This window comes from Bradyrhizobium sp. JYMT SZCCT0428, assembly GCF_018131075.1.
Classification (GTDB): domain Bacteria; phylum Pseudomonadota; class Alphaproteobacteria; order Rhizobiales; family Xanthobacteraceae; genus Bradyrhizobium.
In genome coordinates this window covers 41327-59144 of the sequence record NZ_JAFCLS010000043.1, presented here as the reverse complement: position 1 = coordinate 59144, position 17818 = coordinate 41327, and the positions used below count along the sequence as shown (strand labels likewise).

25 protein-coding genes are annotated in these 17818 nt (G+C 62.3%); 12 read left to right on the top strand and 13 right to left on the bottom strand.

Translation table 11 applies throughout. From position 1 onward, the window contains the following. Nucleotides 1-110: 110 nt before the first annotated feature. Nucleotides 111-287 (bottom strand): hypothetical protein, encoded by a 177-nt coding sequence (locus tag JQ575_RS33280; RefSeq protein ID WP_192736102.1) that lies wholly within the window; start codon nt 285-287, stop codon nt 111-113. A 251-nt stretch (nt 288-538) separates the two neighbouring features. Continuing rightward, on the bottom strand, nt 539-1516 hold the full coding sequence (locus JQ575_RS33275) for a phosphotransferase family protein (RefSeq protein WP_212037399.1): 978 nt from the start codon (nt 1514-1516) through the stop codon (nt 539-541). Between the two features lie 45 nt (nt 1517-1561). Between JQ575_RS33275 and JQ575_RS33270 the strand changes: the two genes are divergently transcribed. Further along, complete coding sequence (locus tag JQ575_RS33270; protein ID WP_212037398.1) at nt 1562-1945, top strand: hypothetical protein; 384 nt, start codon at nt 1562-1564, stop codon at nt 1943-1945. A gap of 408 nt (nt 1946-2353) precedes the next feature. On the opposite strand, the gene JQ575_RS33265 is transcribed toward JQ575_RS33270, so the two are convergent. Beyond that, entirely contained in the window at nt 2354-2611 is a 258-nt protein-coding gene (locus JQ575_RS33265; RefSeq protein ID WP_192736099.1) for a hypothetical protein, read from the bottom strand. Between the two features lie 355 nt (nt 2612-2966). Between JQ575_RS33265 and coaD the strand changes: the two genes are divergently transcribed. From coaD to queA, 5 genes are all read left to right on the top strand, one after another. After that, the gene (gene coaD, locus JQ575_RS33260) at nt 2967-3464 is read left to right on the top strand and encodes a pantetheine-phosphate adenylyltransferase (protein WP_212037397.1); all 498 of its coding nucleotides are present in this window, start codon (nt 2967-2969) and stop codon (nt 3462-3464) included. A gap of 49 nt (nt 3465-3513) precedes the next feature. Then, a complete protein-coding gene (locus JQ575_RS33255) occupies nt 3514-4077 on the top strand; it encodes a peptidylprolyl isomerase (protein ID WP_212037396.1) in 564 nt (187 codons plus the stop codon). Between the two features lie 3 nt (nt 4078-4080). Further along, the gene (locus JQ575_RS33250) at nt 4081-4521 is read left to right on the top strand and encodes a hypothetical protein (protein WP_212037395.1); all 441 of its coding nucleotides are present in this window, start codon (nt 4081-4083) and stop codon (nt 4519-4521) included. Then, nucleotides 4497-4961: a peptidylprolyl isomerase gene (locus JQ575_RS33245; protein WP_212037394.1), complete on the top strand. Its 465-nt coding sequence runs from the start codon at nt 4497-4499 to the stop codon at nt 4959-4961. The genes JQ575_RS33250 and JQ575_RS33245 overlap by 25 nt, the downstream gene beginning before the upstream one ends. Nucleotides 4962-5104: 143 nt before the next feature. Further along, entirely contained in the window at nt 5105-6181 is a 1077-nt protein-coding gene (gene queA / locus JQ575_RS33240) for a tRNA preQ1(34) S-adenosylmethionine ribosyltransferase-isomerase QueA (protein WP_212037393.1), read from the top strand. 16 nt (nt 6182-6197) lie between these two features. Here queA and JQ575_RS33235 read toward each other — a convergent pair whose 3' ends face one another. From JQ575_RS33235 to JQ575_RS33220, 4 genes are all read right to left on the bottom strand, one after another. Next, on the bottom strand, nt 6198-6788 hold the full coding sequence (locus tag JQ575_RS33235; protein WP_212037392.1) for a DedA family protein: 591 nt from the start codon (nt 6786-6788) through the stop codon (nt 6198-6200). Nucleotides 6789-7026: 238 nt separating this feature from the next. After that, a complete protein-coding gene (locus tag JQ575_RS33230; RefSeq protein WP_212037391.1) occupies nt 7027-7188 on the bottom strand; it encodes a hypothetical protein in 162 nt (53 codons plus the stop codon). A 149-nt stretch (nt 7189-7337) separates the two neighbouring features. Beyond that, a complete protein-coding gene (locus tag JQ575_RS33225) occupies nt 7338-7979 on the bottom strand; it encodes a glutathione S-transferase family protein (RefSeq protein WP_212037390.1) in 642 nt (213 codons plus the stop codon). A 103-nt stretch (nt 7980-8082) separates the two neighbouring features. Continuing rightward, nucleotides 8083-9108 (bottom strand): aspartate-semialdehyde dehydrogenase, encoded by a 1026-nt coding sequence (locus tag JQ575_RS33220; RefSeq protein WP_212037389.1) that lies wholly within the window; start codon nt 9106-9108, stop codon nt 8083-8085. Between the two features lie 275 nt (nt 9109-9383). Here JQ575_RS33220 and tgt point away from each other — a divergent pair, with 275 nt between their 5' ends. Then, a complete protein-coding gene (gene tgt, locus JQ575_RS33215) occupies nt 9384-10517 on the top strand; it encodes a tRNA guanosine(34) transglycosylase Tgt (protein WP_212037388.1) in 1134 nt (377 codons plus the stop codon). 6 nt (nt 10518-10523) lie between these two features. On the opposite strand, the gene JQ575_RS33210 is transcribed toward tgt, so the two are convergent. Beyond that, nucleotides 10524-10736, bottom strand: coding sequence for a hypothetical protein (locus JQ575_RS33210; RefSeq protein WP_192736088.1), 213 nt, complete (start codon nt 10734-10736; stop codon nt 10524-10526). Between the two features lie 230 nt (nt 10737-10966). Between JQ575_RS33210 and cysK the strand changes: the two genes are divergently transcribed. Genes cysK through JQ575_RS33195 form a run of 3 tightly spaced genes read left to right on the top strand, consistent with a single transcriptional unit; the run spans nt 10967 to nt 12572 of the window. Beyond that, on the top strand, nt 10967-11944 hold the full coding sequence (cysK, locus tag JQ575_RS33205; protein ID WP_212037387.1) for a cysteine synthase A: 978 nt from the start codon (nt 10967-10969) through the stop codon (nt 11942-11944). A 2-nt stretch (nt 11945-11946) separates the two neighbouring features. Beyond that, on the top strand, nt 11947-12186 hold the full coding sequence (locus JQ575_RS33200; RefSeq protein ID WP_212037386.1) for a BrnA antitoxin family protein: 240 nt from the start codon (nt 11947-11949) through the stop codon (nt 12184-12186). A gap of 23 nt (nt 12187-12209) precedes the next feature. Next, nucleotides 12210-12572, top strand: a complete 363-nt coding sequence (locus JQ575_RS33195) for a hypothetical protein (RefSeq protein WP_249167070.1) — start codon at nt 12210-12212, stop codon at nt 12570-12572. Nucleotides 12573-12622: 50 nt separating this feature from the next. Here JQ575_RS33195 and JQ575_RS33190 read toward each other — a convergent pair whose 3' ends face one another. Further along, nucleotides 12623-14038: a caspase family protein gene (locus JQ575_RS33190; RefSeq protein WP_212037385.1), complete on the bottom strand. Its 1416-nt coding sequence runs from the start codon at nt 14036-14038 to the stop codon at nt 12623-12625. Between the two features lie 199 nt (nt 14039-14237). Further along, nucleotides 14238-15116, bottom strand: coding sequence for a DMT family transporter (locus tag JQ575_RS33185; RefSeq protein WP_212037384.1), 879 nt, complete (start codon nt 15114-15116; stop codon nt 14238-14240). Between the two features lie 243 nt (nt 15117-15359). Between JQ575_RS33185 and JQ575_RS33180 the strand changes: the two genes are divergently transcribed. Continuing rightward, nucleotides 15360-15758 (top strand): RidA family protein, encoded by a 399-nt coding sequence (locus JQ575_RS33180; RefSeq protein ID WP_212037383.1) that lies wholly within the window; start codon nt 15360-15362, stop codon nt 15756-15758. Nucleotides 15759-15803: 45 nt separating this feature from the next. Next, entirely contained in the window at nt 15804-16022 is a 219-nt protein-coding gene (locus JQ575_RS33175) for a hypothetical protein (RefSeq protein WP_212037382.1), read from the top strand. Nucleotides 16023-16112: 90 nt separating this feature from the next. On the opposite strand, the gene JQ575_RS33170 is transcribed toward JQ575_RS33175, so the two are convergent. The 3 genes from JQ575_RS33170 to JQ575_RS33160 all read right to left on the bottom strand — a co-directional run bounded on the left by JQ575_RS33170 (nt 16113) and on the right by JQ575_RS33160 (nt 17796). Beyond that, nucleotides 16113-16547 (bottom strand): hypothetical protein, encoded by a 435-nt coding sequence (locus tag JQ575_RS33170; RefSeq protein ID WP_212037381.1) that lies wholly within the window; start codon nt 16545-16547, stop codon nt 16113-16115. A gap of 67 nt (nt 16548-16614) precedes the next feature. Further along, nucleotides 16615-16971: a hypothetical protein gene (locus JQ575_RS33165; RefSeq protein WP_212037380.1), complete on the bottom strand. Its 357-nt coding sequence runs from the start codon at nt 16969-16971 to the stop codon at nt 16615-16617. Between the two features lie 225 nt (nt 16972-17196). Then, complete coding sequence (locus tag JQ575_RS33160; RefSeq protein WP_212037379.1) at nt 17197-17796, bottom strand: formyltransferase family protein; 600 nt, start codon at nt 17794-17796, stop codon at nt 17197-17199. Between the last annotated feature and the right edge of the window lie 22 nt (nt 17797-17818).

Sequence of the window (17818 nt, the reverse complement as noted above, 5' to 3'; positions counted from 1 at the left end):
CGTATTTGATGGCGTCGCGGCGCTGCATTGTTGTTTGGCCTGGGCGTCTGGCATCCCAACTGGCAAGAGCGTAGCAATCCAGGCGACCAAGGCGATTGGTGGGAGTTTCCTCATTTGCGCACTTGTTGCTGCAAGCGGCTGACAGCGACCACCAAATCGGGGCGGCCGAGAACTTCCACCAGGCTGTCGAGGATAGTTTCATTGTTCTGCGGCCAGGGCCGAAGGTAATCTTCCAATATGCGTTGCGCTTCGCTAATCGCTTGAACAGTCAATTGTTGATCGGTCATGTGTTCTTACCCATCAAACAAAATGCGCCCCGCCGAAAGCGGAGCGAGAAATCAAGACGCTTTTGGGAAATATCCCCGTTATTTTGCCTTATTCGATCAATTTTTGTTTCAATGTGGGTGCGGTCTTGTGCGATGGTGGAGCGGGATGCACTGCCCGGAGGTTGTGCGAGCGGACCAATACGTTGCGCAAGTTCTTCCGCTCAACGGCGACGCTGGCGGCGTTCTTCGATGCTCATGACGCAAACGGGCGGCTAGCGCCAATCGACGCTCTCCAACTCCCGGGTGAGTTCGGCAAGCCCTTCGCGGATGCCGAGCTGCGCCTTCCAGCACCGTAATTCCAGCGTGCAGCCGAGCCGGTAGAGGTCGATTGTGTCCTGGCAGTCCGGGCGCTCGATGACGCCATATCCGGCAAGCAATCCCGACTGCTTCAGTGCGTCCTGCGGCTTTTGTTGCGGTTTGAAGTAATAGAGCGCCTTGGCAATATCCATCAGCGGATCGCCGGCTGTGGCGTTTTCGAAATCGACGATCCCGGACAGAAGCGGTGCGCGGCTCGACGTCACCAACACGTTTCCGGCGTGAAGATCGTAGTGACAAAGGCGAGGGACGACCGCTCCGTCGAGCAGGTGCCGGCGCGCGGCAATGCTGACCCTGAGCCGCTCGGCCAGCGCGGGATCGCCGCCGCGCTCGCCAAACTCCGTCAGCTTGCGCTCGAACTGGGAGGACATGTAGTTGCGGTTGGTGGCGTGAGGCGTCCAGACGCCGTTCGGGCCGATATAGCCGAAGCTGTCGAGCGTGATGTCGTTGATCTCGCGCAGGCTCGCGCCCATCTCGGCGTAGATCGCAAACAGCTCGACGTCCGGCAGTTCCGCCTCGTGCCTGCCCAACACCAGTCCGTCGAGCCTGTTCATCAGGACGAAGTTGAGGTCGATGACCGACCGCGTATCGTCGGCAATGAGGATGCGGGGAACGGGCGTCTTGATATCGAGCAGAAGGCCCAGGACGTAGACCTCTTTCGCCATCTTCCACGCCATCGATGCCGGATAGACTTTGAGAATGTAGGAAGAGGAATCTGTCAGCGTGATCTCGAATATCGCGCTGATTTCTCCGCCGCGCAGTTCGGTGGCGCCGACGACGGATGAATGGGGAGCGAGGCGACCCGTGATCGCCTGCGCCTGGTTGATCGAGATTGCCAGCCGGGGCTTTAGCTGCGTTGGTGCGTTATCCGGCATGGACATTTCCAGCAACTTCTTTGCCAAGCGAATAGCACGCGTGAAGTGAAGCACAACCGGGGAAAACTCTCGCGGCATCGGGCCGGCACGCACGAAAGCGTGTGCAGCCCTAGTAACGCGGTGACATTTGAGAGCCTGGTTCCACGCAATCAAACTTTTGCCAAACGTCATCGCTACCTCGACCGCCGGCTGGCGGTCGCGATCATGTTGTGGAACTCAATCATGTCGGCATACCCGAGCGTCACAATTGATAGAGACCCGCGTCATCCAGGCGTCGAGGAAAGTCGTGTAGAGACGGCGGGCCGATCCGATCTCGGCCACGTCTTCGTCGCCGCACTGTACGCTGCGCTCGTCGTTCCCTTGATGACGGGGTGGTTGTACTTGCTCGGCCTGTCGTTCTGGAAGCTCATGATCTGGATGATTGCTTGATCATGTCCGATTGTCTGTCCGGCCCCCTCAGGCCCTGCGCGCGGAGCACATGAGATGCTGGACGTCCTTGCTATTCTGGTTTTGCTCGGGGTGGCTTACGCCGCTGGATATTACACGCGTGACCGCATGTCCCGAAAACGGCGTGAGAGCGCCCGCAGATGGAAGAACTACGTAGAGCAGGGACGGCCGCGGCCCGCGAATACCAACCAGGCTCCCGCCAAACAGGCGCATGGCGATCTCGCTCAAATGCTGAGCCGCTGGGATGACAGGGCCCGAGCACGTCGATCGCAGCAATGATCCTCGTGGAAATGGACGCTGCTGTTGCCTGAAACGCCGAAGTCCCCGGGGGGCATCCCGAGGACTTCAAATCAGAGCAATCTGACGGCTAATTAGTGGGGTCGGCGACCGTTATGGGGTGCGGTCCGCGGTCACCAGGCGCGCTTCGCGGATCAAGGACTTGGAACCGGCGGCGCGGAGGCAGGAGGCCTCGAAATTCGGCCAAGCCTGTTGCGAGCAATCCTTGCCGACGGTGCGGATGTCGAGGCGGTCACCCTTGGCAAGCGCCTGCGGCACGCTGGCTTCAACCGAGGGGGCAAAGCCGGGCAAAATGGTCAGTGCGGTGGCGATGAGCGCGGCAAAGGTGATTGCGGTAAGTGCCTTGATCATGACGGTCCCCTGTCATGGGCCGTTCGGCCCGTCGTTTCGTTGGATGGATGTCTACCCAGGCGGCGTTTCCGGGTGTCTTCGCCAAGCCCGAAAATGGTTTCGTCGGGGCCGAGTTTTGTTTCGTCGCCCCGGAGGGACGAAACATTGCCGGCTCGCCTAAGCAGACGCGCCGACCCCGGAAGTGGTTCATTGGCCGATTTCAAATAAAAAGGCGGGTCTGCGGGGAACCGGAGCGTTTTCGAGCGAAGCCCGCCCCGGGCTTGATCCGGGTGGTGAGCGGTCGCGCGAAGAAAACGCGTCAAAACAAGAAACTGGCCCGCTTGCCGGGCCGCCCGGGGCGGGTTAGGAGGGTTCTATGCCCCGTATCGCGCTCTATCCCGGCTCTTTTGACCCCGTCACCAACGGCCATCTGGACGTGGTCCAGCACGCTGTGAGCCTGTGCGACCGCCTGATCGTCGCCGTTGCGGTCCATCCCGGCAAAAAGTCGCTGTTTTCGACCGATGAACGCCTGGAGATGCTCAAGGAGGTATGCGCGCCCATCGCGAAGAGCGCCGGTTGCGCCTTTGAGGCCTCCACCTACGACAATCTGACGGTCACGGCGGCCCGGGTGGCCGGCGCCACCATCATGATCAGGGGCCTGCGCGACGGCACCGATCTGGACTACGAGATGCAACTGGCCGGCATGAACCAGACCATGGCGCCTGAGGTGCATACGGTGTTCGTCCCGGCGTCCCCCGCGGTCCGCCCGATCACCGCCACACTGGTGCGCCAAATCGCGGGCATGGGCGGCGACTTCTCCGCGTTCGTGCCGCCCTCGATCGCAGCCAAACTCAAGGCCAAATTCGCCAGCTAGCGCCTGTCCTGCGCTCGCAACGCCTTACTCTCTCGATCCCGGAGTTTTCATGATCCGCATTCTCGCTTTTGTCGTCGCGCTGATTTGCGCGGCTCCCGCGATCGCCCAGCCGCTGCCGGCCAATCTCGACAAGGCCAATGCGGTCGTGATCGACACGACGAAAGGCCGCATCGTGATCAAGCTGCGGGCCGACCTCGCGCCCCAGCATGCCGAGCGCATCAAGCAGCTGGCACGCGAGGGCTATTACAACAACGTGCCGTTCCATCGCGTGATGGACGGCTTCATGGCGCAGACCGGCGACGGCCAGAACTTCAACGGCACCGGCGGCTCGAAATATCCGAACCTGAAGCAGGAGTTCTCCAAGGTGCCGTTCACCCGCGGCGTCGTCGGCATGGCGCGGCGCGGTGACAGCGTCGATACCGCGAACTCGCAGTTCTTCATCATGTTCGCGGAAGGCTCGAGCCTGAACGGCCAGTACACCGTGATCGGCGAGGTCGTGTCCGGCATGGATGTGGTCGACAAGCTGAAAAAGGCGCCGCCGGGATCGTCCGGTGGACAGGTCACTGACCCTGACAAGATGGTGAAGGTGCAAGTCGCATCCGATATCAAGTGAGCGATGACAACGTCACGCAGCAAGCCGTTCCTCGGACTTGCCGCGCTGCTGTTGTGCCTGGTATCGACGGTGCAGGCCTCGGCGCAACCGGTGCAACTCGACACGCTCAAGGAAATCTTTGTGCGGCTGCATTCGTGCTGGAAGCCGCCGCCGCTGTCGCAAGCCAACCCGATCGATATCACTGTGGTCGTCAGCTTCAACCGCGCGGGCGCCATTATCGGTCAGCCCAGGATTACCTATGAATCGGAACACGCCAGCGATAACGACCGGCTCAAATACCGCGTTGCGGTGATGGAAGCATTGCAACGTTGCACGCCGTTGCCATTTACCGAGGGACTCGGCGGCGCCGTTGCAGGCCGGCCGCTCGCGATCCCTTTTCGAACCCGTAAACGTCCACCCAAACCTGATGAGAGAAGAGCATGGCAGCCACAGAAAATACTTTGATCCTTGAGACCACGCAGGGTCCCGTCACCATCGAGATGCGCCCGGATCTGGCGCCGGGCCATGTCGCCCGCATCAAGGAACTGGTGCGCGAAGGGTTTTACGACGGCATCGTGTTCCATCGCGTGATCGACGGCTTCATGGCGCAGACCGGTTGCCCGCAGGGCACCGGCACCGGCGGTTCCGGCAAGAAGCTGAAGGCCGAATTCAACAAGGAGCCGCACGTGCGCGGCACCACCTCGATGGCGCGCGCGGCGAGCCCGGATTCCGGCGACAGCCAGTTCTTCATCTGCTTCGACGACGCCTCCTTCCTCAACGGCCAGTACACGGTCTGGGGCAAGGTCACGGACGGCATGGAGAACGTCGACAAGATCAAGCGCGGAGAGCCGGTGCAGAACCCGGACAAGATCGTCAAGGCGCATATGGCCGCTGACGCGGGCTGATTTTCGATTGTCATGCCCGGGCTTGACCCGGGCATCCATCAATCTTCAGAAGAGTTTTTCGTAGGTGATGGATTGCCGGGTCATAGGCGAGCGGAAGCGACGCCGTCCTTCGGACGCCTATGCCCGGCAATGACGGTGATAGCATGCGCACCGATCTGTTTGACTTCGAACTGCCCCCCGCCAACATCGCGCTGCGACCGGCGAGCCCGCGCGATTCCGCGAAGATGCTCGTCGTGCAGCCGGATGGCGCGCTGCAGGACCGCAGCGTCGCCGAACTGCCGGACTGGTTGCAGCCTGGCGACCAGCTCGTCGTAAACGATACCAAGGTCATTTCAGCCCAGCTCAAGGGACGCCGCATCGGCCGCGAGACCGAACCGAAGATCGAAGCGACCTTGATCAAGCGGCTCGACGGCTCGCGCTGGCAGGCGCTTGTCAAGCCGGCCAAGAAGCTGGCGCCCGGCGACGTGGTGCGCTTCGGCAATGAAGGCAAGGTCTGCCTGCTTGGCCATCTCGACGCCGAGGTCGAGGCCAAAGGCGAAGAGGGCGAGATCACGCTGTCGTTCTCGTTTCATGGACCAGCGCTCGACCAGGCCATCGCCGACCTCGGCACGCCGCCATTGCCGCCCTACATCGCCTCCAAGCGCACGCCTGACGATCGCGATGCCGCCGATTACCAGACCATGTTCGCGGCCAATGAGGGGGCGGTCGCGGCGCCCACCGCAGGGTTGCATTTCACGCCGGCGCTGGAGGCGGCGCTGCGCGCGCGCGGCGTCGGACTGCACCGGATAACGCTGCATGTCGGGGCAGGGACCTTCCTGCCGGTCAAGGCGGAAGAAACGTCGGAACACCGGATGCATGCCGAATGGGGCTCGATTTCGGCCGAGACCGCAGCGGCCTTGAATGCGGCTCGTGCCAAAGGTGGCCGCATCGTTGCGGTCGGGACCACATCGTTGCGGCTGCTCGAAAGCGCGGCCGCCGAGGACGGCACCATCCAGCCGTTTGGCGCGGAGACCGCGATCTTCATCACGCCGGGCTATCGCTTTCGCGCGGTCGATATATTGCTGACCAACTTCCACTTGCCGCGCTCGACACTGTTCATGCTGGTGTCGGCGTTCAGCGGCTTAGAGACGATGAAGCAGGCCTATGCGCACGCCATCGCCGGCGGCTACCGGTTCTATTCCTATGGCGATGCGTGTTTATTGTTCCGCGCGCGGAAGTGAGTGACTGACGCGCCTGCTAGTTTCGTTCGACGGCGCGTTCGAGCTTCTTGCTCAAGAACCAGGACAGGCCGAGGAACACGACCAGCAGCGCGAAAGCCATGCCGGAGGAAGCATCGCTCATCATTTTCTCCGAGACCTGACCAAAAGCGTAGCCGGCCGAGACCACCGTGCAGGACCACAGGCCCGCCGCGACGAAATTGAACGCCAGGAAAGTGGACCAGGGCAGTTGCGATATCCCGTATGCGAACCCGGCGACACCGCGAATGCCGTGCGGAAACCGATGGAACAGGATCATCCAGGCATAGTGACGGTCGGCCAGCCGGGCTGCGATCTGGACGGCACGTTCCAGCCTCGGAAAGGATCCGAGCCAGCGTGTGCCATAACGCCGCCCGATCCAGAACCGGATCACGTCACCGGTGAAGGTGCCGAGCCAGCAAACCATGATCAGCGTGACGAAATTCAGTGCGCCCGCGTGCGCGGCGTAGCCCGCGAACAGCGTTAGCAGCAGGCTGTGCGAGGCCGCATAAGCAAACATGAGGCTGTAGGCCGCATCGCCGTGCTGGCGTATCTGATCGAGAAACGATGCGAGATCGGTCGGAAACAGCAAATCAGCCCCGCTTTGACGACTATCCCCCGGTGACACGTCCTGTCGCCGGGGGACCAGGGCGAACGCTACTACGCGGCCTGGGTATTTGAAAGCAAAAGGCAGGCTGGGTTTATGGGCATATTCGCGCAGGGCGCGGGTGGCCAGAACGCAGCGTACCCACCAACACATGTGCGCTGTCGGGTGCTAGGGGGGCAGGAAACGCGCTACAACGGCGGTCTGTCGGCCTTTCCTAGGTCGATCAACGCGGCTCGCTCGGCTTGTCCCGCTCCCGACCTTCGGCGGCTTGAGCGGCGCATTCATCCATGCCGTGGCACTTGCTCTTGTAATAATAGTACCACGATCCGGCTATCGCGCAGATCAAGACCAGCCCGAGGAGATACGCCCAGCTTCGCTTCGGCATCGTTAGCCTTCAAGTTCGGTAGCGATCGCGAACTTAACCAACGATTCGCCGTGAAGCCAGCAGGCGCGGCGGCGCCCTTCATCGATGTCAGGAATTTTTCATTCCCGGCGACACAACGAAGGCGCTTCAGCTCGACGGCACGCGACCGGTCAAATCCAGGGTTCTGGCAAATGCTCCTGTTGCAGCGCGTGTTGAACCGCCGGTCTGGCCAGAATGCGATTCAAGTACGGACCGATATGGGCCCAGCTTGCTCCCGGACGCGGCATTCCGCGTGACCATCGACACAGGGTAAGCGCACAAGCGTCAACTGCCGAGTAAGTATCACCCAACAGCCACGGGCCACCGTGAAATTCGAGCGCACTGTCGAGCATATCGAATAAGCCATACACCTTCTGTTCGGCACACGCTCGCAACTCGGGAAACATGGCTGGATCGTTGGCCCATTTATGGGGATGCAAATACATCGACAACGCAGGCTGTAACGTACTTGAGGACCACATCAGCCACTTATAAAAGTGCGCGCGTTCGCCAGTCCCTATGGCCGGAGCCAGCTCACAGCCCGGATGAGTATCGACCAAATGCAGGCAGATGGCTGCGGATTCGTACAAGACCAGGTCATCCTGCACGAGGACCGGGATCAAACCATTTGGATTCAGTCGGAGATGATAGGGTCCCTTGTGCGCGCCGCCGCTTAGATTGACAAAGACGAGTTGGTACGGAGCCCCGATTTCTTCCAGCAACACATGCGGAACGAGGCTGATGAATCCGGGATAGTAATAAAGCCGTATCATCAGCGATCTCCTCGCGAACAAGAGCGAGCATGCTTCGCCGCATAAAATGATGCGCGAAGCGTGGGGTTGGTCAGCGACGTCTAGCCTACCCCACGCGTTCACCTCACGCCATCGCGCGCTGCGGCAGCAGCTCCGCAATCTGGACCGCGTTCAGCGCGGCGCCCTTCAACAGCTGGTCCGCCGAGACGAACATCGCGATCGAGTGGCCTGTGGGATCGCTGAGATCCTTGCGGATGCGGCCGACCAGCACGTCGTCCTGGCCTGACGCGTCGATCGGCATCGGGAAGTAGTTCTTCGCCCGATCATCGACGACTCTGACACCCGGCGCCTTCGACAGGATCGCGCGCACCTCGTCCTCCGAGATCGGGCGCTCGCATTCGAAAGTGATGGCCTCGCAATGCGCGCGCAGCACCGGCACCCGGACGCAGGTGACGCCGATCGCGATCTTCTCGTCCTCGAAGATCTTGCGGGTCTCCTTGATGACCTTGGTTTCTTCGTCGTTGTAGCCGGTCGCAGGATCGATCGCGGTGTTGTGGCTGAACACGTTGAAGGCGTAGGGGAGCGGGATCACCTTCGGCGTAAACGGCCGCCCCTCGAGGCTGGCGCGGGTCGATTCCTTCAGTTCCTCCATCGCCGCCGCACCGGCGCCGCTGGCGGCCTGATAGGTCGAGATGATCATGCGCTTGATGCGGTTCTGGCTGTGGATCGGCCACAGCGGCACCAGCGCCGTGATCGCCGAGCAGTTGGGGTTGGCGATGATGCCCTTGTGGTCGCGGATGCGGCCGGCGTTGATCTCGGGAATGACCAGCGGCACGTCCGGGTCCATCCGGAAGGCGGACGAATTGTCGACCACGACGGCGCCCGACTTCACCGCGATCGGCGCATACTTCTTCGAAATGCTGCCTCCGGCCGAGAACAGGGCGATGTCGACGCCGTGGAAGGAGTGTGGGGTGAGCTCTTCGATCACCACCTGCTCGCCGCGGAAGTTAATGGTCTGGCCGGCCGAGCGCGCGCTCGCCAGCGCCTTCAGCTTGCCGACGCGGAAATTGCGCTTGTCCATGGTGGCGATGAATTCGGCCCCGACGGCGCCGGTCACGCCGACAATGGCCACTACAGGATCGTTGCTCACGTTCGTCTTCCTTTGGTTAGAGTGTGCTGCAGGCAATAAAAAAGCCCCGGTCCTTTTCAGGCGGGGCTTCGGTTCAGATGATGCGATCGTTCGACTACGCGCGCACGGCTCCCGAGCCCCCCAAGGGTGCTTTGGTTTTCGCGGTACGTTTGGTGGTCGCGTTCATGGCGCCGACTTATGCGGGAGACTTTTGTCGTCGTCAACGGGTTTTGGAGGGAAAAAGAGGCCTAATGGCCTGTTGAACAGGGCGCGCCTGTTACGCCATAAGCTCACCCATGGACGTTCCCAATCATTTCGAGCTGCTCATCACCTGCGGCCAGGCCCGGCTCGGCCGGCTCTCCACCCCCCACGGCGTGGTGCGGACGCCGGCCTTCATGCCGGTCGGCACCGCGGGCGCGATGAAGGGCATGCACTGGCGCGAGGTGCGCGATGCCGGCGCCGATATCGTGCTCGGCAATACCTACCATCTGATGCTGCGGCCGGGGGCCGAGCGGATCGCAGCCCTTGGCGGCTTGCAGAAGTTCACCGGCTGGCAGGGGCCGATGCTGACCGATTCCGGCGGCTTCCAGGTGATGTCGCTTTCGGAGCTGCGCAAGGTGACCGAGCACGCCGTGACCTTTCGCTCGCATATCGACGGCGCCAAAGTCGAACTGTCGCCGGAACGATCGATCGAGGTGCAGCGGCTGCTCGGCTCCGATATCGCCATGCAGATGGACGAATGCGTGCGGCTGCCGACTGAACGCGCCGACATCGAACGCGCGATGCAGCTCTCGTTGCGCTGGGCCGAGCGCTCAAAACTCGCCTTCGAGAGCGCGCCTCCCGGCTACATGCTGTTCGGCATCGTGCAGGGCGGCGACGTGCCCGAACTGCGCCACACCAGCGCGCGCGGGCTGGTCGAGATCGGGTTCCACGGCTACGCGATCGGCGGCCTTGCGGTCGGCGAACCCCAGGCGGTGATGCTTGCCATGATCGAGGAGACCGCGCCCCGGCTGCCGCAAGATCGGCCGCGGTATCTGATGGGCGTCGGCACGCCCGAGGATCTGCTGGAGGCGGTAGCGCGCGGCATCGACATGTTCGACTGCGTGATGCCGACCCGTAACGGCCGGCACGGCATGGCATTTACGCGCTTCGGCCAGATCAATCTGCGCAATGCCCGCCATGCCGACGATCCGAGGCCGCTGGACGAGGAGAGCACGTGGCCGGCGACGCGCGAATACTCGCGCGCCTACCTGCATCATCTGGTGCGATCAGGAGAGACGCTGGGCGCGATGCTGCTGTCGGAAATCAATATCGCGTACTATCAGAGCCTGATGCAGGGCATGCGGGACGCGATCGGCGACGGCAGCTTTCAAGCGTTCAAAAAACAAACGCGCGCCGGATGGGCGCGCGGTGACATTGCTCCGAGGTAATGGATCTCAGTTACAGGCGAACCTCCGGATCGAATGCTTGGTCACGAAGCCGTAACCGCAGGTGTCACAGGTCCAGAGATAACCGATGACGTTGTCATACATGTAGGCGGAAGCTTCTGCCGCCACCATGGAGTCCGCACACACCGGGCAGGTCGGTAAATCACAGCCACGCGGGTCGGGCCTAGACGCGACGGACAGGACTTCAGCAACTGCTGGCATCGTGACCTCCTGGCGATCTGAAGCGGAAGCTCAACTCACGACGAAAGTATAAACCGATTTATTTGACGTTGTCGCAACACAAATGCGTTGGAACGACGTTATCGGCGAACTTTCGATTTTGCGATGCAGCGAATTTTGACTCTGACGTTTCGGACTTGCGCATCAGCTCGGCCACCTCCTAAGTAAGAGAGCCCCGAATTCCGGGCATAAATCACTATAGGAGCGTTGTGATGGAGGCATCGTCAGCCGCGGGTGCAGTGCACCGTCCCGGGAGGGGCAGGGTGTTCGACAGCATCGTCGATGCCGTCGGCGACACGCCGATCGTCCGCTTGCGCAAACTGCCGCAAGCCCACGGTGTCAGCGCTACCATTTTAGCTAAACTTGAATATTTCAACCCGGCGGCAAGCGTCAAAGACCGCATCGGCGCGGCGATGGTGATCGCGATGGAGAAGGCCGGCGTGATCAACGCCGACACCGTGCTGATCGAGCCGACCTCGGGTAATACCGGCATTGCGCTGGCATTCGTTGCGGCCTCACGCGGCTACCGGTTGAAACTGGTGATGCCGGAATCGATGTCGATCGAGCGGCGCAAGATGCTGGCCTTCCTCGGCGCCGAGATCGTGCTGACGCCGGCGGCGCAGGGCATGAAGGGCTCGATCGCGACCGCCGAAGAGCTGGTGCGCACGACGCCGAACGCCGTGATGCCACAGCAGTTCAAGAACCTCGCCAATCCCGAAATTCACCGCCGCACCACCGCGGAGGAAATCTGGAACGACACCGGCGGCAATATCGATTTCTTTGTCGCTGGCGTTGGAACCGGCGGCACCATCACCGGCGTCGGCCAGGTGCTGAAGCCGCGCAAGCCTTCGCTGCGGGTGATCGCCGTCGAGCCCGAGGAAAGCCCGGTGCTGTCGGGCGGACAGCATACGCCGCACAAGATCCAGGGCATCGGCGCCGGCTTCATTCCGGACATTCTGGATCGTTCCGTGATCGACGAGATCGTCAAGATCAACTCGGCGACCGCGATCGAGATGTCGCGCGCGCTGGCGCGCAACGAAGGCATTCCGGGCGGCATCTCCTCGGGCGCGGCGATCGCCGCCGCGCTTGAGATCGGCAAGCGTCCGGAGGCCGCCGGCAAGACCATCCTCGCCATTGTGCCGTCATTCTCCGAACGTTATCTGTCGACCGTATTGTTTGAAGGAATTTAGCGATGGCGGACCAGCCGAGACGGCCGAGGACCCTGAACGACGCCCGCAGCGAGGCCGAGGCGGCGTTCAAGCGCACCACCACCAAGGTGGTGGAGGCGCCACCGAAACAGGCGGCGCTTCCCGGCGTGAAGGAACTGGTGTCGCTGCGCATCGACCAGGATGTGCTCGAATATTTCCAGGAAGGCGGCGCCGGCTGGCAGGACCGGATCAACGCGGCGTTGCGCAAGGCCGCCGGCAAATAGCCCCTCGAAACAGATACGCGCGAATGCGTCCCGTCCTGGCCCGATTCCGGCTGGTTGTCCTGAGCTGCTTCGGATTGGCGATCGGCGGCTGCCTCGCCGATCCGGCGAGGGCGGATCAGGCGCCGTTCACCTGCACGATCCTGCCGGGCGAGGAGATCGCCAGCATCGCGATGACGAACCCGCTCGCCAGCCACGCTTCCTGCATCGTGACGTGCAGATTCTCGACCACCAAATACGACAACAATCCGCAGATCACCTGTGCCAAGTCGGTGCCCGCGGGCAAGGAAGTGGAGATGTGCCGGCTGACGTCGGGCGGCGACAAATTCGTCAAGCTTGCCGACGGCCACGCGGACTGCCTGGGGCTGTCCAACCCCAGCTCTGAATGAAAAAGCCCGGGATGGTCCCGGGCTTTTTGCCGTGAATTGTCTTTGAGCGCCTAGCGCAGCATGCCGCCAACGACGCCGCCGATGAACCGGCCGGCACCGGCCGGATCCGGGCCGCCGCCGCCGCTGTGCTGACGCTGCGGTTGGGGCTGGCCACCGCCGCCGCCGCCGCTGTTGGCGCGGCGGCGCGGCTTTTCCTCGTCGCTGGCGCTTGCGGTCGGCGGTGCCGCCACGATCTCGGTCAACAGGGCCTTGTGCTGCAGCCTGTTGAGGTAGCCGCTCTTGGGGTAGCCGCGGGCGGCCTGCCATCGCGTGATCACGGCCCGGGTCGGTGCATCGAAGGTACCGGACATCTTGGTGTCGAAGCCGAGACCGTTCAGGCGGCGCTGCACGTCGCGGCGCTGGCCCTTGTCGAGGCCAATCTGGTCCTCGGTGGTCTGGTTCGCTTCGTCCTTGAACGTCGCCGGATCGATGCCGGCGGTCAGGTTGCGCGTGGCATTGTCCGGTTTGCTCTCAAGGGAGGCGATCCGTGCCAGCGCCAGCGATTTGAACTGACCGTTGGGATAGCTCGACACGTAGGCGTTGAGCTCTTCCGGCTTGTTGGAATCCTTGATCGAGCGCCAGAACTCGAGCTCGACGTCGTTGCCCGGTGCAGCAGCGGCCACCGCCGGCGCGGTTCCGGGCGCGGCAGGCGCGGGCGCACCGTTCAGGTAAACCGCACCGGTCAGATTGGTGTTACCCCAGGGCAATTGACCCTTGTTGGTTTCCTCCTGGACCTGAGCGCGGACCTTGGTCATCGCCTGCTGAAGCTCGACGCCGGGCTGGGTGAGGTTGGCGAGCAGCGCGCGCGTGAACGGGCTGTTGCCGCCTTCCTTGCCGTCAAGCGCGGTCTGGCCGGGGCCGGTCGCAAACGCGATCAGCGTGCCTTCGCCGGATTTCATTTCGGCAAGGCCCGTCTGCACCGACACGCTGCGGGTCGACGGCGCGTTTGACTTGATCTTGGCGGCGAACGGATTGTCGCGGCAGGCATCGAGCAGCACCAGCTTGACCTTGGCGTCGCTCATGGTCTGGTCGAGCGTGAGATCGATATTGATGGCTGCGCCGAGCTTGACGTCCATTTCCGATTTGATGTCGGCGTCGATCGGCAGCAGATAATTGGTGCCGCCGATAGCGATGCCGTGGCCGGCGTAGAAGAACACGGCCACGTCGGCGCCCTGCGCCTTCTTGCCGAAGTCGAGCAGCTTTTCCGTCATCTTGTCGCGGGTCAGGTTGGAGCCTTCCACCACTTCAAAACCGACGTTGCGCAAGGCGGCCGCCATCGCCTTCGCGTCGATCGACGGATTGGGTAACGCGGCGACGTTCTTGTAGGTGCCGTTCCCGACCACGAAGGCAACCCGCCTTTCGGCGCTGGCGGCGCCGGCGGTGAAGACCATGCAGATCAGGGAAAGGACAAGGGTTGGGAAGCGCATCAGAAAAATCCCCCTGGCAGAATCGAAAAAAGATTTCGGCGGCAACGTTGGCCGCAGGCTACACGAAAAAAACACACACCGCGCCAGAAAAATGGGGAGCTTGCCCAGGTCCTGGAGCCGTGCGATTCGCTGTTAACCTATTAAATTTACCCGAGACCTCGTGCGATCCAGATCACAATTTGGTGGGTAAAATCCGTATTCAAGTTGCTGCCCGCGCGGGAACCGGATTGATCGCGCGCAAGTTCAGCAGATTGCCGGCCAGGATCAGGATCGCGCCGAGCACGGTGAACAGGTCGAGCCGCTCAGCATAGATCAGCCAGCCCGCGGTGGCGGTTAAGGGAACCCGCAGGAAATCCATCGGGATCACGACAGTCGCATCGGCATGCAGCAACGCGCGTGCCATGCAGTAGTGGGAGAACGTGCCGCAGAAAGCGATCACGACGACCCAGCCCCAGGCGTAAGCCGGCGGCCACGTCCAGACGTAGAGCGCGGGAAAAAAGCCGGCCACAGATTGTATCGCCAGCATCCAGAAGATGATCGCGACCGAATGTTCGGTCCGGGTCAGCGATTTGACCATCGCGATCGAGATGCCGAAGCCGACCGCGGCCCCCAGCGCAATCAACTGTCCGGGATTGACCTCGCCGGTCGCCGGGCGAACGATGACAATGACGCCGACGATGCCGAGCACGATGGCCGCGACCTTCCAGACCGTCATCCGCTCGCCGAGAAACATCGCGGCCAGGATCGCGGTCCAGATCGGCATCGTGAATTCGATCGCCACCACCTGACCGATCGGAATCAGCGTCAGCGCGAAAAACCAGCCGAGCTGCGCGCCGTAGTGAATGAGGTTGCGCGAGATGTGCATGTGCAGCCGCGCGGTTTTCAGGATGGCAAATCCGCCATTGGCTCGGATCATCGGATACAGCAGAAAGAAGCCGATGATCGTGCGCATTTCCATCAGCTGGAACACGTTCAGCTCGCGCATGCCTTCGCGGCCGGCGACCACCACGATCAGCATCAAGGCGAGCCAGCCCGACATCCACAGTGCAGCCAGTGATTTGGAAGGTGTGTGGTCCATGCGCTAGCGGCTGAGTTGGGCTGACTTAGAGGGGCAGGCGGGTATCGGCGAGCGCTCGGCGATTTGCAACGTGCAAATCTGCGGACGCAGCGATGCGCGGGCGCCAATTTCGCTGTGGGAGGCAGCGCCGGATCGGTGCTACTTGTCGTTCCGGGGCGATGCGAAGCATCGAACCCGGAACCGCGAGATTCCGGGTTCGCTTCGCGCCCCGGAATGACGATCATAATTGTGAGGACCTTATCCATGCGTATCCTACACCCGGCCGAATGGTCGAAACCCCGCGGCTTTTCACATGGTGTCGAGGTCGATGGTCCCGGCAAGTGGATCGTGCTGGCCGGCCAGACCGGCGGCGACGAGAAGGGCGATTATCACCCCGACATGGCCGCCCAGGTCGGCACCGCGCTGAAGCGGATCATCAAGCTGCTCGGCGAGGCAGGGGCTGGTCCCGAACACATCGTACGCCTGACCTGGTACCTGACCAGCCGTAGCGAATATGAGGCGGCGGGCGCCGGGATTGGGGCGGCCTGGAAAGAAACGCTCGGGCGCAACTTCCCGCCATCGACGCTGCTCTATATCGACGGGCTCGTCGATGTCAGGGCCAAGGTCGAACTCGAAGTCACCGCTTACGTGCCCAAGTCCTGAATTGGACTTCTGGCGCGCGCTCGAACAACACAGGAAACATAGACCATGACCAACCGCTCGACTTCAGAAGCCCGATCGACTTCAGCGAGCTTCGTGACGGCCTTCGCTACCGGCTGGCCCGAAGCCCAACCCGACATCATGGTGCTGTCGCTCACGACCCATAACGGGGTGCAGGATTTTGCCTTCAACAAGGAGCAGGCCCTGCTGATCGCAAAGACCATCAAGGAGACGGCTGCGAAGCTGGGGACGCCCAAAACCGGCTAGTAACCGCAAATACCGCTCACAACGAAAATCGCCCGCTCTTCACAGCGGGCGATTTGGTATTCGGGGCAGGGCGGGCGGACCGCTGCGGTTTTACTTCGTAAGCGAAATGTTGGCGGCGCGGAACTGGCTGTCGGCCCGGATGCTGACGGACTGCTTGTTGCCGGCTGTCTTGAGCGCGATGTTGGCGTTGAAGCCGACGGTGGCGGCCGTGACCTGGAAGTTGCCGCCGCCGCCGCGGCCCTGCAGGCTACCGGTGATGCCGCGGCTGGTTTCGCTCCACTGCCCGACAATCGCGCCGCCCTGGTCGACCACGTTGGCCGTCAGATTGAACCTGTAGGCGTCGCTCGCGCAGGTGAGGCTCATGTCCATCTTGGCGCCCGCAACATCATAGACCGCGCGGCAACGGATGCGTTCGTTCGATCCGTCGTCCAGCGTGACGGTGCCGCCGCCCGCCCACTTGCCGGCCATGCCGGCGTAAGGCCCGGAGGACTGGGCATAACTTGATGGGACTGCAAGCGAAGTCATAAAAAACGCGACGGCTGCAAATGTCAGCCGCCGCGGGTAGGCGAAGAATTCTGATGTTCGGCTTGTCTTACTGACGGGACGCTTCCCATCGACCGCTACACGGTACACCAGCTGATGCCCCATTCCATTTCCCCGATCCGGAGTTGCCACTGAGTTGACCGTTCGCATATGCACCATTGATCGAGACTCGCACAAGTCCCCCGGAACTCACGGTGCCGGAAACCGGAGCGCCGGACCCAGTTACCTTGCCGTCGCTGACAGTCACGGTTGAGGCGGTGCGCGCATCGCAGCTGCCGGTTTTGGTGACGACGGTAACCTGCCAAAGCCCGTCATAGGGCTGCTGGGCGGCGGCGGGAGCGGCCGCGAAGGCAGCGGTGGCAAGAAACGAAGTCAAAAACAGCTTGCTGATGCGGTTGGAACGCATGGATCAATTCCCCGAATTGTGTGTGATGAGCGCGTTATCCGGTCACAATGTGTTCAAACTTTGGTGCGCCGCAATAACGCGGAAAGTTCCTGTGGACTCAAACACATCAAGGTGAATCCGGTTCCGGCCTCGGAACGGATAAATGCGCGATGGGCTCTTATTCGGGTCATGATTCGGGTCCGGGATGCTTAACTGGCTGAAACTGCCGGATATTCCCCGTTTCGGTCAGTGCTTGGCGTCGGAAAGCTTTGGCGCAAGGGTGGCGAATTGCTCGTCCTGGGGTCTCGCTGGCAGGGTCTTGTGGATCCTGGCGTAATCGATGACTTCGCCGAGCAGCTTTTGGCCGAGGGGAGCCAGCGCGCGCTCCCAGAGTTCGCGTGCGGTCTCGCCTTTCTTGACGAAAACCCACTCCTGCGCCGCGATCGCGCCGGCGTCCATCCGGTCGGCGAGGTGATAGATGGTGCCGCCGGCGATCGGATCGCCTTCCTTGATGGTCCATTCGACCGCGGCGATGCCGCGGTGCCGGGGCAGCAGCGAGGGGTGATAGCCGATACCGCCAAGTTTGGCGGCGGCAAGCGCCTCCCGGGTGATACGGGCGTGGCTGTGGGCGGTCACGATCAGGTCGCTGTCGGGGGCGATTTCCGCCGCGGTGACGAATCTGGCGTCGGCCTGCACGACGACCTCAACGCCAGCGGCCCTCGCTGCGGCTGCCAACCGGTCTTCGTTATCGTGGACGACGATCCTCGCGATTTCGACCCCGTGTTCGCGCAGCATGGTGAAGGTCGTCACGCCGAAATGGCGGGAACCGACGAGGGTGATCCGCATATGTTCTGTCCGTCGTTAGTCA

What these genes read in the sequence shown, in the direction of transcription:
- JQ575_RS33280 (WP_192736102.1), bottom strand. Translation starts at nt 287, where the DNA reads ATGACCGATCAACAATTGACTGTTCAAGCGATTAGCGAAGCGCAACGC.
- JQ575_RS33275 (WP_212037399.1), bottom strand. Translation starts at nt 1,516, where the DNA reads ATGCCGGATAACGCACCAACGCAGCTAAAGCCCCGGCTGGCAATCTCG.
- JQ575_RS33265 (WP_192736099.1), bottom strand. Translation starts at nt 2,611, where the DNA reads ATGATCAAGGCACTTACCGCAATCACCTTTGCCGCGCTCATCGCCACC.
- coaD (WP_212037397.1), top strand. Translation starts at nt 2,967, where the DNA reads ATGCCCCGTATCGCGCTCTATCCCGGCTCTTTTGACCCCGTCACCAAC.
- JQ575_RS33255 (WP_212037396.1), top strand. Translation starts at nt 3,514, where the DNA reads ATGATCCGCATTCTCGCTTTTGTCGTCGCGCTGATTTGCGCGGCTCCC.
- JQ575_RS33250 (WP_212037395.1), top strand. Translation starts at nt 4,081, where the DNA reads ATGACAACGTCACGCAGCAAGCCGTTCCTCGGACTTGCCGCGCTGCTG.
- JQ575_RS33245 (WP_212037394.1), top strand. Translation starts at nt 4,497, where the DNA reads ATGGCAGCCACAGAAAATACTTTGATCCTTGAGACCACGCAGGGTCCC.
- queA (WP_212037393.1), top strand. Translation starts at nt 5,105, where the DNA reads ATGCGCACCGATCTGTTTGACTTCGAACTGCCCCCCGCCAACATCGCG.
- JQ575_RS33230 (WP_212037391.1), bottom strand. Translation starts at nt 7,188, where the DNA reads ATGCCGAAGCGAAGCTGGGCGTATCTCCTCGGGCTGGTCTTGATCTGC.
- JQ575_RS33225 (WP_212037390.1), bottom strand. Translation starts at nt 7,979, where the DNA reads ATGATACGGCTTTATTACTATCCCGGATTCATCAGCCTCGTTCCGCAT.
- tgt (WP_212037388.1), top strand. Translation starts at nt 9,384, where the DNA reads ATGGACGTTCCCAATCATTTCGAGCTGCTCATCACCTGCGGCCAGGCC.
- JQ575_RS33210 (WP_192736088.1), bottom strand. Translation starts at nt 10,736, where the DNA reads ATGCCAGCAGTTGCTGAAGTCCTGTCCGTCGCGTCTAGGCCCGACCCG.
- cysK (WP_212037387.1), top strand. Translation starts at nt 10,967, where the DNA reads ATGGAGGCATCGTCAGCCGCGGGTGCAGTGCACCGTCCCGGGAGGGGC.
- JQ575_RS33200 (WP_212037386.1), top strand. Translation starts at nt 11,947, where the DNA reads ATGGCGGACCAGCCGAGACGGCCGAGGACCCTGAACGACGCCCGCAGC.
- JQ575_RS33195 (WP_249167070.1), top strand. Translation starts at nt 12,210, where the DNA reads ATGCGTCCCGTCCTGGCCCGATTCCGGCTGGTTGTCCTGAGCTGCTTC.
- JQ575_RS33190 (WP_212037385.1), bottom strand. Translation starts at nt 14,038, where the DNA reads ATGCGCTTCCCAACCCTTGTCCTTTCCCTGATCTGCATGGTCTTCACC.
- JQ575_RS33185 (WP_212037384.1), bottom strand. Translation starts at nt 15,116, where the DNA reads ATGGACCACACACCTTCCAAATCACTGGCTGCACTGTGGATGTCGGGC.
- JQ575_RS33180 (WP_212037383.1), top strand. Translation starts at nt 15,360, where the DNA reads ATGCGTATCCTACACCCGGCCGAATGGTCGAAACCCCGCGGCTTTTCA.
- JQ575_RS33175 (WP_212037382.1), top strand. Translation starts at nt 15,804, where the DNA reads ATGACCAACCGCTCGACTTCAGAAGCCCGATCGACTTCAGCGAGCTTC.
- JQ575_RS33170 (WP_212037381.1), bottom strand. Translation starts at nt 16,547, where the DNA reads ATGACTTCGCTTGCAGTCCCATCAAGTTATGCCCAGTCCTCCGGGCCT.
- JQ575_RS33165 (WP_212037380.1), bottom strand. Translation starts at nt 16,971, where the DNA reads ATGCGTTCCAACCGCATCAGCAAGCTGTTTTTGACTTCGTTTCTTGCC.
- JQ575_RS33160 (WP_212037379.1), bottom strand. Translation starts at nt 17,796, where the DNA reads ATGCGGATCACCCTCGTCGGTTCCCGCCATTTCGGCGTGACGACCTTC.